Source organism: Nitrosomonas sp. (assembly GCF_024282095.1).
In the GTDB taxonomy this organism is placed as follows: Bacteria; Pseudomonadota; Gammaproteobacteria; order Burkholderiales; family Nitrosomonadaceae; genus Nitrosomonas.
This window is the reverse complement of the sequence record NZ_JAMWZS010000035.1, coordinates 13913-27636: the sequence shown is the minus strand read 5'-3', so window position 1 is coordinate 27636 and position 13724 is coordinate 13913. Positions and strand designations below refer to the sequence as shown.

Genomic DNA, 13724 nt, shown 5'->3' with positions numbered 1-13724 from the left:
CTGGTCCATTTGGCTCGACCTCTGGATCATCCTGCGTACCGTCTGGATCGTCGTGCAAAAAGATAATGCTTACTAAGTTGAGATGAGAAAGTTTAAAAGACCCCTGCACAACTTCCTCACGTTAGCCAAATAAAGCACCTCGCCGCAAGCGGCGAGGAATCAAACCCACAGAGATACAATTTCACTTCATCTTAATCTTCAGAGCGCGTAGCTGTTATTTGTTAGTACTGCGCAATGATCCAAACTGCAACCAAATCAAGCAATTAAGTCTGTCACAACGAATGTGGTATTGACTCCGAAGTCGATTTGCAAATCGGCTGCAAGATCGGCATTTATATTCGCTTCCAACAAGCCAGTCACAGGATTGTAACGCACCTGCCCGGCAGCACTGAAGGCAGCTGCATTAATAAAGCTAAAGGCATTGTTGCCAGCCAAGCCCGTATTGGCATCAATTGCGCTGAGATCAATCTTATCGGTGCCACTTAAGAAACCACTAATAATGTCCCGACTAGCACTGGTGGACTGAATGACAGCAGTGTAAACGAAACTATCTGCATCAGTGCCACCTGCTAAAATATCGGCACCGACTCCACCAATCAACGTATCGTTTCCACTACCACCATTCAGCGTATCATTGCCATTCAGACCGATGAGCGTATTGGCATTATTGTTACCAACGAGCACATTGGCCACATTTGTGCCGGTACCGTTGATCGCATCTCCACCCGTCAGTGTCAGATTCTCAAGCTGGGCCACCAGCGTAAATGTTACCGAGCTTTGTACCGTGTCAGCACCTCCGGCAGCAAGCTCAGTGATCGTATCAGTAGTAGTGTCAACCACGTAAATGTCGTTACCAACGCCACCAATCAGTGTATCCACACCATCTTGACCATTGAGTGTATCGTTACCGCCCAAACCATCAAGCGTATTATTGCTGCTATTACCGATCAGCGTGTTGTTTGCGGTCGTGCCGGTGCCATTGATCGAAATTCCACCTGTGAGTGTAAGATTCTCGACTTGAGCCACCAGTGCCAGTGAAAACGTCACCGAACTCTGAATAGTGTCGGTACCTCCGCCCGCAAGCTCGGTAATGGTATCGGTAGTTGTGTCCACTACATAGGTATCGTTGCCTGTTCCGCCAACGAGCGTGTCCACGCCGCCTTGGCCATCCAATGTATCATTGCCGCCCAAGCCAGTCAGTGTGTTATTGCTACTATTACCTGTAAGAACGTTGGCTGCCGCATTGCCTGTGCCGTTAAGTGCAACTCCGGTAAGCGTAAGATTTTCAAGATTGGAAGTAGCACCCAGCGTAAATGTCACAGTGCTCTGGACAGTGTCGGTACCTCCGCTCGCAAGTTCAGTAATAATATCAGTGGTCGTATCCACCACATAAGTATCGTTGCCTGTTCCGCCAACGAGCGTGTCCACACCGCTCTGACCATTCAGTGTGTCATTGCCAGCCCAACCGTAAAGTGAGTCATTATTGGCTGTACCCGATAAACTATCGTCGCCCAGGGTGCCGATAAATGCAACCCTATCAAAAAATTGTAACCGTTCGACGTTGCGCACAATGTCACTCCCGTCGTCTTTCGCGCCACCTCCGCCGTTAGGAGGATTGGCGTGGTCAATGAATAGCGTGCCAGTGGAACTGAATGTCAATACATAGTTGGCAAAAATATCCTGGTATACGGCGGTATCGACATCCGTACCGGCAGGTGCGGTCTTAATCTCACGCACAATCTTGAGTTGCTCAGGACTGTAAGTACCATTCTGCATCGCGGTCCGCAATGTACTGTTCATATTCTCGAACGATGCAATCTCTGCATTGGTACTAAGATTCCGAATACTGATTCGGGTGTTGAACCAAGCGTCACCATCGATAATATCATCGCCGCCGCGCCCTTGGATGAGATCGCTACCGCTGCCACCCAGCAAAATATTACCGGCGCTGAACGTAGTTGCGCCGCCCAATATAGCGCTTAATCCGTTGATCTGTGCAATTCTGTCAGCGGCACTGTGTCCGCCACTCGCCGGATTATTAACGTTGTTCAGCGCGTTGTTCTGTCCGGTGATCGGATCGACCAATTCCAATTCGATCCGGGTAAGGTCATCGCCGCGGATAGTATCGTTGAGATTCCAGCCCGACGCAGCTTCTACGAAATTGAAGCGATCGGTAGTCGGTACAAACGGCCCTGGTATAATATTCAAAGCCAAGTCGATATCGGCAGCAACAGTACTACTATCGCTGATGGCCCAATCAAAACCGCTGCCCCCCTCATCCCTATCCGCACCGCCCATGCCATTCATGACATCGTCGCCACCTTCACCATTGAAAGTATCGACACCGCCACCACCGATAAACACATCATTGCCGCGGATCGGGTCACGTCCAAACGGATCAGCATTGTCACCCGGCATAGCCGCAGCAGCGCCGTTTTCGAGCCAATCATCGCCTTCACCACCCATCATGGTGGCGTTAGGCGTGTTGCCAAAGAGAAAATCATTCCCCGTACCCGCAAAAACTTCTGAAACATCGTTGCCCGTGACGATGAAGTCGTTACCTGAACCGCCGAAGAGCGTGTTAAGTCCGGGGCCACCGTTGATCACATCGTGACCGTCACCGCCCTTGATGATGTCATCACCCGCAGCATCGGTAATGATGTCGTTACCGGCGCCGCCGTTAAGAAAATCGTTATCGACGCCGCCTTCCAAACGATCATCACCATTATCTCCCCACAGCGTATCGCTGCCCGAGTCTGAGCGCATTCGATCGTTGCCACTCGTACCTCCCATCACGACATGACCTTGACCATTGTAACGAATCGTATTGGAGCCCAGTGTCGTATCACGCACCAGCAGTGCCGCTTCATTGTATGGTGTCGCAGAATCATCCAGAATCGGACCACTCGTGCCGACATTGCCTGTCTCAAAGGTATACGTTGGTGTCGAAAAAACGTTGGCAGGCAAGTGATTTACATCGGGTAAATTCCGCATGATCAGTTCGGCAAATGAACTTTGCTCTAACTCGGTGAGAAAATTAAGCCCGGCTGTGCGTTCCAGGTAATAGAAACGATCAGCATCTTGCAGTTTCTCCATCTGCGTTTCAAAAACGAAATTAAAAGTCGATCCTAATAATCCGCCAAATGGCGCTTGTTCTTCGGCCAGACCACCGATCCAGAAATCAACATCATCCAAGCCGGTAATAACCTCCCCGGACGGCAAATTCGCATAAGCGCCCGTGCTGTTCATGAAATCTGCGCGATCTGCAGGCGCACCCGCACCACCGTTCACAAGCAACTCTGCCGCAGCACGCTTATCAGCCAGTACCGTTGCACTCGTAATGCTGGGGTGTGTTCCATAGGCTGCAACAAAATTGGTCAACGATTCGGGGTGTCTGATGCCTTGTCCGAAGTCAGCCCAACTTTCGTACGGCAGCAAAGCGCTATTATGTCCGGTATCTTCGTAAAACATGCGGCGCGCCTCGTTGAGTGATGGAATACCGGCATCGCGGCCACGAGTGATATTGATCGCGGCCAAATCAAGCGGCAAACCAACCAGATTGTTGCGTAACGCTTCGGTGACAAATTCATCAATTTCATTACCGACTTGATGCGTCATTCCCCGCACAACCGCACCGGCGGCTTCAATATTGTCGGTATAGTCAGCGCCAAATTCGACCGGATTCAGAAACGCCTGGATCAAACCGATGTCATTGAGCGATCCGTCTGCATTGGTTCTAGCCACCGTTTCGGTTAACATTGAATGGCCGAAGCGATAAACAACATGCGCAAATTCGGCCATGATGGCTGGATCAATCGTGCTGTTATAGCCGGCAAAGGCATCCACATTGGGCTGCACTTTGCGTGCAAATTCTTCGAACACCAAGTGTTGGTACTGCATTTCAGTAGCAAAACGAGCTGCCTGAAACAGACGTTCACCGTTCCACGAGCCGTCCGGCAAGTGCCATTGTGCTTGGAATGCAGGATCATTGCTGGCGTCGACAAAATCTTTGATGAACTGAACGGTGCGATTGTGTTCCGCATGAAAAACAGTGTGTACAGTGGTCAAACCGATATTTTCGTTGCCACGGCCGTCACCGGTAATGAAATGCGCATCCAGGAGTTCATCGTCATAACTGCCCGGCTCTGAAAGTCCGATGACCCCATCACTGTCGGCAGGTTTCATCGCACCGCTGGAGCTGCGCGGTGCGGCCGCATGTGCAATATCATCCAAAAAAGCATGTCCGGTACGAATCACATTGACCGGAATGTCGACACCTAATCCGCCGTTGGCAACAGGATTGCCTTCAATGACATTATCGTCAGGTGTATTGGCAATATTATCGGCACCAATTCCGGTAATGATTTGCGCAAAACCGTTTGAACCGGGAATAAACTTGCCATAACTATCGGTCCGCAGTAACGGCAGATTGGTGACATCGGCATCCGTCAGATTAATGCCTAGTTTCTGCTGTGCCTGCAGTTTGACATCGGCCCAGGTCGCAAGACCACCGTGAGCACCGCCACCATCGAGCAATTTCCCCGTTGCTACCGGTTTGCCATCCAAATTGAATTGGTATTCACGCAGAAATACTTGATGCGAAGGATGCGATGTGTAAGTCTGATTCTGATCAACAAAGGGTGTTGTTTGGTTGCGATGCTCGTGAATATCATCCGCACTTTCATCCACTGATGGCGTTGTGGGATCATCACCGACGATGCCGTCCGGTCCTGGCAGATTGCTAGCTCGCGTCAGCGTCATAAAATTCGGAGCGCCAGGAGCCGGATTGTACAGTGGATCATCAGGTTGCAGCGGCACAAACACCGTACCGCTTTGACCCTTATTAACGAGATCCAGTCCATGATCGAAAAACTGACCAAACAACGTAAACCAGGAATTATAGGGTGCATCCACACCCGCATTGGGGGTGACATTCGGGATAAAGTAGGTCTGAAAGGGCGTGCCATCCATACGTGTCCCGGCCACTAGATCCGAGCCTGGTGTCTGCGCTGCTGCAGCGATGACAGCCGGGTTAGTAGCTGTTTGATCAACAATCAGATTACTCACCATGCGTGGCTGTGTGTCGAACACAAAGCCGCTGGTTTGTGAATAAGAAGTTGCACTACCCACTGGTTGATTCGGCGTACCAAAACCAGCGGGAACAGCTTCTCCAGTATGAAAGGACGGTGCCAGCAAGCGTGGAAATATTTGATCAGCTGCCCCAAACAAGCTTTGACCCGGCAGCAGATTGTTGTATGAACCATTCACATAGCGCAAACCATTTGGCAGTAATGCGCTGCCAACCAACGTAGGCAACGCATCAAAAGTACCTCCTAACTGTCCCGCAGAATCACTTTCAGAAATCAAAACTTGCTGAAGTAAAAAATCAAGGTCGGTTCTACTGAAATCTGCCATTTAATGTGCCTCGCGATCCAATTTTAATTGATTAAATAATTCTGAGTGTTCAAGTTTTTACTTGAATCCACTGATCAACCGCAACGATCATTCATCTGATGATGATGCCTTCTACCGGTTCTTTGATGAATCCTATATCCGATTTTTAACTAAATTAACCGGCAATCCACCCGGAATGTCACTCATTGTCGCTGAATATACTAAGGAAATTAACCCAATAAATAAATTGGTAAAATACTTGTTTTTACCTAAGTAATTACTTAGGAAAATTATATATCAATTAAATTTATTTCAATTCAATTGATAAGCGATTTCATGAAGTTATACTTCATTCAAATAGTTAGGAGAATTTTATAAGATGATGGAGCGCATATATGCGGAATTTTAACTAAGAGCAAATTACTTATCGATACCGATCGAAGTGCTTCGGTTAGATTGAATAATCCTGCTTATGTTTGGTAATTGGATTGCTGGTATATATCTGAGCTGTACTAACTCATATCAAACTCGGTAACGCACTCGATTTCAAGCATTTTGTACTATTGTTCCGAACTATTCCACATCAAGATCTTGATAACCAAGTACCGAATGAAGCTTATTATCATGCAACAACTCATCGTAAACTTGTTATTTGCGTGTCCACCATAGAATTAATGACAACACGATAGAGATCAGCAAACCAGTCATTAATGGAAAATGAAAACTGAAGTTCTCGCGCTCAATATGAATATCGCCGAGTAACCGCCCCAGCGGTAATTGCGAAAGCCAGGGCCAGGCCACGCCCAGTAAAAGTAATATAATTCCCAGTGTAATCAATAGCTGCTGCATAAAGTTTATCCGGCTAGAAATATGGATTTGATTCTATTGCTTAACACGAACGATTGCATACTAACCAAGGAACACTCTGCTTTCAACACATGTCTCGATTGCTGCCTTTTGAATTTTCAGCAAGATGGTAATTATAGCAGTCATGCATGAACATCACTCCCCTACTCCCTGATAGTGCAAGCATAGATAGTATTGCAGCACAATCATTTATAATACGATCATGTCAGTCGATGAATTCAATGAAGGTTTTAAAATGCATAACTACGTACAACGCTTCTTGTTGGAAAACCTGGATATACGCGGTGCCGTGGTGCATCTCGATTCCGTATGGCAACAAATGTTAGCCGGCCGCAATTACCCACACCCCGTGACGCAATTATTGGGGGAAATGAGCGCAACCACATTACTCTTGGGCGATAATCTGAAACAAGCCGGACGCTTGACTATTCAATTGAATGGTAGCGGCCCGGTTTCCATGTTGGTTATTGACTGCACTGAAAGCTTGTACATACGCGGTATGGCAAAATGCGCGCAACACATTGAACCACAGTCGGTGCCGAATTTACTCGGCCATGGCCAACTGCTATTGACATTAGATATGCCATCGATGCGCGAATCTTATCAAAGTATCGTACCGTTGGATGGCAATAATATTGCTGAAATTTTTGAACACTATTTCAAGCAATCGGAACAATTACCTTCGCGCCTTTTCCTGATCACCACTCACCAGACCATCTTTGGTTTACTATTGCAGAAGTTACCCGATGCCGACCAGCAAGATCCTGACGGTTGGACACGCGCAGAGGCATTGGCTGCCACAGTCCTCGATCAGACTTTATTAGGTTTAACTGCGAAAGAGATACTGACTCGCTTGTTTTATGAAGAAACCATACGCGTCTTTGACGCACAAACCGTTCACTATGGTTGCCAGGAAAATCTGGCAAAAATTTACGCCATGCTGCGCTCACTCGGTCGTGAGGAAGTCGATTCTATTCTGAAAGAATTTGGTGAAGTCATTATCAGTGATGATATCTGTAATCGCGAATATCGTTTGGATGCACTGGCAGTTGATGCTGTATTCCGAGAAGCTGGGCCGACGATTCACTGAGCCATCTTTGTATAGAAATGATTGCTTATCGCTGCATGACATTCATATACTATAGGTACCTTATCAGTAGATGATAAGGTACCTGCTTCGTATCAGTGGTTAGAGTGCTGCCAAGAAAGCAACCAAATCAGCTTTTTCCTGATCAGTCAATCCAATACTAAAGCGCGTATTATAAAAATCCACTACTGCCGGCAAATCTGCAGCAGAACCATCGTGAAAGTAAGGGGGACGTGAGGCTACTGCACGTAGAATAGGTCCCTTGAAGCGTCCGATATCTTTCCATTTACCGGTAAGCAGCGCACGTCCTGGGTCGGTTGTCTTTATAATTTCACCTGTCACATTGTGTTCAAGTGTATATAAAGGCATATCCGGTGTACGACGCGATTCATCTGCGACGCCAATATCCAATGGCATTGGAACCGAGTGATTGCCAGAATTAGGCGTATTGTGGCAGGTAGTACATGTGCCTTGAATCACATCTGCCCCTAAATCATCATTGAGGCCTTTAACACCGCTAATGTGGATCGGCATAGAATTAAACAACGTCTGCCCCCGTGCGATTGCTGCACGTGCACCGACAATAGATTCTTTGTTATTTCGATCGGCATTTTGGTTATAGCGATCCCAGGTATCATACAGCGACATCACTTCAGGATTGAAGCTTGCGCGTGTTCGATAATCTCCTGCGACTGTATCGTTAATTCCAAAATAGAATTCTTGTTTCTTAAGTTTCTTTGGACCACCTTCGGCTTTTCTGGCTGTTAGATTGCCTGCATTTTTATCGTGTATTTGTGCCGTAAACAAACCTGATTCAAATTTCACAATGGCATTGCGCTGTTCCATCGTCAAATCCTGTAACGCTTCTGCGTGTCCCAGCGTTGCGTGATTGGCCTGATTGGATAGATCAGCGTGTACAGGAGCAAAGCAATTGGAGGTTCCAAAAATACATTCACTGGAATTAGGTACGTTTGTCGTCTCACGTCCATCCCACATGATTGCACTTAAAAATTTCAAATTGGTGGTAGGTAACGGCCGGCGAAATAACGACAACTCCGTTTCACTGGCATAACCATAAGGATCATCCACCTCGATTAATCTAAATTCCGCATTGGCCGGCATACCAATTCCTACCCGAATATTGGCTTTATTCAGCAGCATGCTGAAAGCGGCGCGACGCTTATCTTCGGTAGTGATATCCGCATGCGGTGAATTGGCCCCGTCGTTCAAGCGAAATAAAGGGTCCAAGCCCTGTGTTTTACTAAACCGTTCCTGAACACCTTTAGGTGTAATGACCCAGCCTTCTGAGGGCGCATGACAAGTGACACAGCTTCGTCCATTCGTGCCGAAGCTCTGAAAAAATGGATTGTTCAAATCAATATAGCCCGCCGTACTATAGGTGGCATCAATGCCATGATCATTTATTGATTTAAACATGTTTGGAATACGCTCAGATTTTCCTTTGTCATCCGCCACTGTGACACCGGTTGCCATAAAAGTAATCAAAGCAGAACCGAGCAAAAGATAATTCCTGTAAATCATAAAAAAACTCCAAAGATTAAATTGAGAAATGGAACCAACGGAATATGCAGTAACTTCCTTAACATAAATAGAAAATCACATGCTTTTTTCACAGTAACATGATTGCAAACAATGGACTGTGAGTTACCTCACAAGAAAACCCAGGAATTCTCTTATAGCAATTAGTTGTATTTCACATATTTTTCACATATGCTGCGCTATGATCCAGCGAATAATGACCACGATACATAAGCGGTTTCTTATAAGCGCTTATCCTGCGTGGCTCGAACTATGAAGGAAGGAGAATGATTATGGCAGCACGAATCGCACATGTTGATGATGATTCGGATATTCGGGAAGCGGTTGGACGCATCCTGAGGAAGCATGGGTATGAAGTCGACAGTTATCTGTCGATGCAGGATTTTATCGATTCATTAGAGGATGAAACTAAACGGCCTGATTTGGCTATTCTCGATGTTATGGTTGAATCAATGGATGCTGGTTTAACAACTTATGCACAAATTCACAAACGCTATCCACAAATACAAGCTATTTTTCTGACGTCCCTTGGGGATATGATCAGACCCTATTTTGAAGATGGTTCCCATGAGTGGGTTTGCATTATGGAAAAACCCGTTGAACCCTTGAGTTTGCTAGCAACAATTAACGACCGCCTAAAAAAGACAGGAGAAGCAGCATAATCGGATTAAATTATGGCTATTACTGAATTTTCCTGGGATAAGGCGTCGGGTAATCAGAACATATTGCTTGAGATAAAGGGAGATAGACTTAAGCTTAGTGATGATGTCCTAATCAGTAATATTCGATGGTTTATTACCTTTCGGTGGGCGCTGATAGCTACACTGGTTTTCTTTGAAATCTTAATGCTGTCAGCTTCAGACACGCTCACGCAATTAGGCATTAGCGAGCAAAAGAAATGGCCGATTGCCATCATTATGGTATTGGTTTTTGCAAATATTGCTTACATCTTTTCATTAACTCATTTTAAATCAAGCAAATATAATTCACCTTCTATTAATTTATGGATACAGATTATTGTTGATCTGATCTGTTTATCCGTTGTCGTACATTTTGTTGGCAGCACTACTACACCAATTTCCTTTTTCTACGTGCTGCATATCGCATTAGCGTGCATCTTTTTCTCTACCCGTGAAAGTCTGTATGTCACGATACTAGTCTGTTTTATGGACATGATCGTAATCGTTGCTGATAATTTTTTGGTCACTCAAGCACCACTCTCAACCCTATTAAATAATCACTTTCTGTCTGAAGGTTCGCGTACAGATGGCGCAATATTATGGATGTTTTTTCTCGATACTTTATTTTTTATCGTCTGGTATGTTGTCTCGAGACTTTCCTTGATCGTTCGTGCTCATGAACGCCATCTAGTGGATGCGTATAAACAGATCAATCAGGCGCAAGTGGAAAAAGATCAATATGCATTATTAATCACACACCAGCTTAAATCTCCGCTTGATGCTATCCGCAGCAAAATAAATTTAATTAAAGAAGGTTATTTGGGAGAAACAACACCTGAAGTAAGTACTGCGCTAGAACAGATGGATGTCCGTGCAAAAAATATGTCTGGTTTAATACTTGATTTACTCCGGTTAGAACGATTGAAAGATACCTGTCTTGATACTGCAGTTTTCGAGTCTGTAGATATTCAAGCCGCTTTGCATAAGTGTATTGAGAAACTAACCCCTGTTGCCAATTCCAAAAATGTCACACTCAATTTATCGATTGAGAACTTTATCTGCAAGGTAATCCCTGATCAATTGGGCATACTTCTGGAAAATATTATTACCAATGCAATTACCTATTCGCATAACGACACATCGGTTGAAATTACATCCACAGTCAATCGACTTGATCGGAGCGCCAGCATCACCATCACTGATCACGGTATTGGTATAGAAAACAAGGATCTGCCTAATATATTCAATGAGTATTTTTATTCACCTAGAGCGGCACTACATAACAAAGCAACCAGCGGTATCGGTTTGTCTATTGTTAGAATCGCAGCAGAAAATAATAAATTGAGAATCAAGGTTGTCAGCGAACCAGGTGCAGGTACCTCATTTACCGTGATTTTTAACAATACCAAATCACCTTTATCTTCTCCTATCGGGCAGCAGAAAACTCAACCAGTACCCGCGGCTAAAATTAATTTGTCTTAGCAGAGGTTGTTGAAAAACGTTTTCGAGGCAGCCGATACCACACAAAAACAGGCGAGAAAGCGCAGCTTATGCGTAATAAATGAACATTCTGAGCCTTTTTTTAGCACCGGAGCGGCAAACGTGGATAGTTTTTCAATGGCCTTAACCATTCGCTGCAGTATACAGACCAGACAGTCTATCCCAATGAATATCAATCAGTATAATGTTGATTAGCCATACTGTGTTGCCAGTAGCGGCGGCGTAATTCTCTCCAACTATCAACAAACCATCCATTTTTTGCAAAACGCAGCAAAACAGCGCCATCAACATCGCTACGCAGCAATTGGCTTCCTAACTTACGATAACGCGCCACTACTGCTTCGCGTGGATGATCATAGCGATTATGATAGCCTACCGTGAAGATCGTTAATGCAGGATTCACTTGTTGTATAAAAGCGTGAGTTGACGAAGTGTTGCTGCCATGATGCGGCGCGATCAATACTGTCGCTGGAAGCTTATCGCCAGCGCGAGTCAGCAATGCAGATTCATCCTTACCACCAATATCAGACGGTAATAACACACTGCCGTGAATTGACGTAATTTTTAACACACAGCTGTTTGCATTGGTTTTATTCTGAGAATTCTCATCGCCATATGTCACAGGATGCAGCAATTCAAAATATACGCCATCCCATTGCCAGGATTGGCCGGTACGGCATTGAATCTTATGCATTGCAGCTTGCTGTATCGGATGCTGATGATCCAATGAAGATAATAATGCCCTGACAGGCATCGCCGCCAATATGGATAATGCGCCACCACTATGATCCATGTCGGCATGCGACACAACCAAAGCATCAAGCTGCCGAACACCCTCTCCACGTAGAAAAGGTACAATAATGCGAGCACCACTGTCTGATTCACCGAAACTTGGGCCGGTATCAAATAACAAAGCATGATGTTCAGTGCGCGCCACTACTGCCAAACCCTGCCCCACATCCAGTACTGTCAGCCATAATTCACCGGCTTCCGGTTTGGGTGGTTGCAGCAGAAACATTGGCAATAATGCAAGCACGCCCAACCAACGCGCAGGGAAACCTGCGAAGAATCCTAGCCCCAGACTTCCTGGCAACAACATCCAAACTATCCCTAAGATAGCCGCCAATATCGTCCACATCGGAGGTGCATGTTGTTCCCAAATAGCGTCCGGTAAATGACTCAACCACTGCAATAATGCCATGCCAACACCGAGTGCTTCATGAGCCAGTGGCAGCAGAAAGTCAAACAATGGGATCGTAGCTAACAATACTAAAGGCACTACTACAAAACTTACCAGAGGAATGGCAATCGCATTGGCAATGGGCGACACCAATGATACCTGCTGAAACAAACCAAGTAATAGTGGAATTAATCCCAATGTAATTGCCCACTGAATCCTTAGCCACCCCCTCAACCAATGTATTTTTCCAATTCGTCCCACAGTTACCAGCATGATGACGGTGATCGCACCAAATGACAACCAAAACCCTGGCGCAATGGTCGCCCATGGATCCAGTAGCACCACCCATAACAAAGCCCACGTCAGTACCGTCATCGGCGAAGTAAACTGTCCTCGCCATAACGCGATCGCGACTACAGCTAACATATACAATGAACGTTGTGCCGGAATTGCAAAACCCGACAACATTGCATAACCAAAAGCCGCCATTAATCCGGCAATGACAGCAGCCCGGCGCGCTGGTAAACGCAATACCAAATAGGAATTACAGCGCCACAACCGAAATACCAGTGCAAATACCAAACTTGAAACCAAAGTGATATGCAAACCGGAGATTGCCATCAAATGAATAGTTCCTGTCCGCATAAACACTTGCCATTGATCACGTGGAATGACGTACTGATCTCCCGTTGCCAGGGTTTTTAAAACACCGGCATAAGTGCGATCCATTAAAACATCAGTAAATCGCTGTTGGATCTCTTCACGTACATGTTCAATCCAATAGACAGGATAATTAACCCTATGATCCAATAGATGATTATCAACTGATGCACGTATATATCCGGTTGCTCGAATATTACGTTCCAATGCCCATACCTCATAATCGAAACCATGCGGATTTGCATTACCATGGGGTTGCTTAAGACGCACCATCAGTTGCCAGCGCTGCCCTACTTTCATTACAGGCTGTGGTATTTCATCGATATCAAGTTCAGACTGACGGTTTTTATACCAGGATAATGCAATACGTTGGGGTACAATCGCACCCTCAGTGGCAACCTGTTCAACATCAAACTGGAAACGCACACTGCGATCATTTTTGTGCGGCAAGCTGGCTATTACACCGATGATTTGAATATCCTGCCGCTCCCATTGTGAAGGTAATGAATCAGCCAAGCGCCAATGCGCAAAAGCAGCCGCCCAGAAAAACCCAAGCCCGAGAAAAAGAATCCATAACAAGATGTTATTAACTGTTATCAGAGCTGCCGATTGATATCGCCACAACCATCCAATCGCGATTACGAGCAACAACAAGCCCAAGATCCATGTTATCTCGGGTAATTTACCTTGTTGTTGCAGCAAGCCGGTACCGAATACAAAAGCAAGTATATTTAGTCGCGACAGCATATTCTTAGGATTCCTCTACCCAATAGATATTGTAGCCCGTCGGACTTCA

At 45.7% G+C, this 13724-nt stretch carries 8 protein-coding genes and 1 pseudogene; 4 read left to right on the top strand and 5 right to left on the bottom strand.

Going from position 1 to position 13724, the window contains the following annotated elements; all coding sequences use genetic code 11:
• Positions 1 to 255: 255 nt before the first annotated feature.
• Positions 256 to 5415: a peroxidase family protein gene (locus Q0K92_RS10345; protein WP_297325727.1), complete on the bottom strand. Its 5160-nt coding sequence runs from the start codon at positions 5413 to 5415 to the stop codon at positions 256 to 258.
• A gap of 627 nt (positions 5416 to 6042) precedes the next feature.
• Entirely contained in the window at positions 6043 to 6243 is a 201-nt protein-coding gene (locus Q0K92_RS10340; RefSeq protein ID WP_297325726.1) for a DUF2905 domain-containing protein, read from the bottom strand.
• A 253-nt stretch (positions 6244 to 6496) separates the two neighbouring features.
• On the opposite strand from Q0K92_RS10340, the gene Q0K92_RS10335 reads away from it, so the two are divergent.
• Entirely contained in the window at positions 6497 to 7351 is an 855-nt protein-coding gene (locus Q0K92_RS10335) for an Hsp33 family molecular chaperone HslO (RefSeq protein WP_297325725.1), read from the top strand.
• A gap of 99 nt (positions 7352 to 7450) precedes the next feature.
• On the opposite strand, the gene Q0K92_RS10330 is transcribed toward Q0K92_RS10335, so the two are convergent.
• The gene (locus Q0K92_RS10330) at positions 7451 to 8869 is read right to left on the bottom strand and encodes a hypothetical protein (RefSeq protein WP_297325724.1); all 1419 of its coding nucleotides are present in this window, start codon (positions 8867 to 8869) and stop codon (positions 7451 to 7453) included.
• Positions 8870 to 9180: 311 nt separating this feature from the next.
• Here Q0K92_RS10330 and Q0K92_RS10325 point away from each other — a divergent pair, with 311 nt between their 5' ends.
• Together Q0K92_RS10325 and Q0K92_RS13085 are read left to right on the top strand one after the other, a co-directional pair.
• The gene (locus Q0K92_RS10325; RefSeq protein WP_297325723.1) at positions 9181 to 9570 is read left to right on the top strand and encodes a response regulator; all 390 of its coding nucleotides are present in this window, start codon (positions 9181 to 9183) and stop codon (positions 9568 to 9570) included.
• Between the two features lie 12 nt (positions 9571 to 9582).
• Positions 9583 to 10503 (top strand): annotated as a pseudogene (locus Q0K92_RS13085) (sensor histidine kinase); the annotation flags it as partial.
• A gap of 53 nt (positions 10504 to 10556) precedes the next feature.
• Here the strand turns inward: Q0K92_RS13085 and Q0K92_RS13080 are convergent.
• The gene (locus tag Q0K92_RS13080; protein WP_366084303.1) at positions 10557 to 10619 is read right to left on the bottom strand and encodes a hypothetical protein; all 63 of its coding nucleotides are present in this window, start codon (positions 10617 to 10619) and stop codon (positions 10557 to 10559) included.
• A 49-nt stretch (positions 10620 to 10668) separates the two neighbouring features.
• On the opposite strand from Q0K92_RS13080, the gene Q0K92_RS13075 reads away from it, so the two are divergent.
• Entirely contained in the window at positions 10669 to 11070 is a 402-nt protein-coding gene (locus Q0K92_RS13075) for an ATP-binding protein (RefSeq protein ID WP_366084301.1), read from the top strand.
• 190 nt (positions 11071 to 11260) lie between these two features.
• Here Q0K92_RS13075 and Q0K92_RS10315 read toward each other — a convergent pair whose 3' ends face one another.
• Complete coding sequence (locus Q0K92_RS10315) at positions 11261 to 13675, bottom strand: DNA internalization-related competence protein ComEC/Rec2 (protein WP_297325721.1); 2415 nt, start codon at positions 13673 to 13675, stop codon at positions 11261 to 11263.
• Positions 13676 to 13724 lie beyond the last annotated feature (49 nt).

Coding starts and splice junctions, on each gene's coding strand:
- Q0K92_RS10340 (WP_297325726.1), bottom strand. CDS start 6,243: ATGCAGCAGCTATTGATTACACTGGGAATTATATTACTTTTACTGGGC.
- Q0K92_RS10345 (WP_297325727.1), bottom strand. CDS start 5,415: ATGGCAGATTTCAGTAGAACCGACCTTGATTTTTTACTTCAGCAAGTT.
- Q0K92_RS10325 (WP_297325723.1), top strand. CDS start 9,181: ATGGCAGCACGAATCGCACATGTTGATGATGATTCGGATATTCGGGAA.
- Q0K92_RS10335 (WP_297325725.1), top strand. CDS start 6,497: ATGCATAACTACGTACAACGCTTCTTGTTGGAAAACCTGGATATACGC.
- Q0K92_RS10315 (WP_297325721.1), bottom strand. CDS start 13,675: ATGCTGTCGCGACTAAATATACTTGCTTTTGTATTCGGTACCGGCTTG.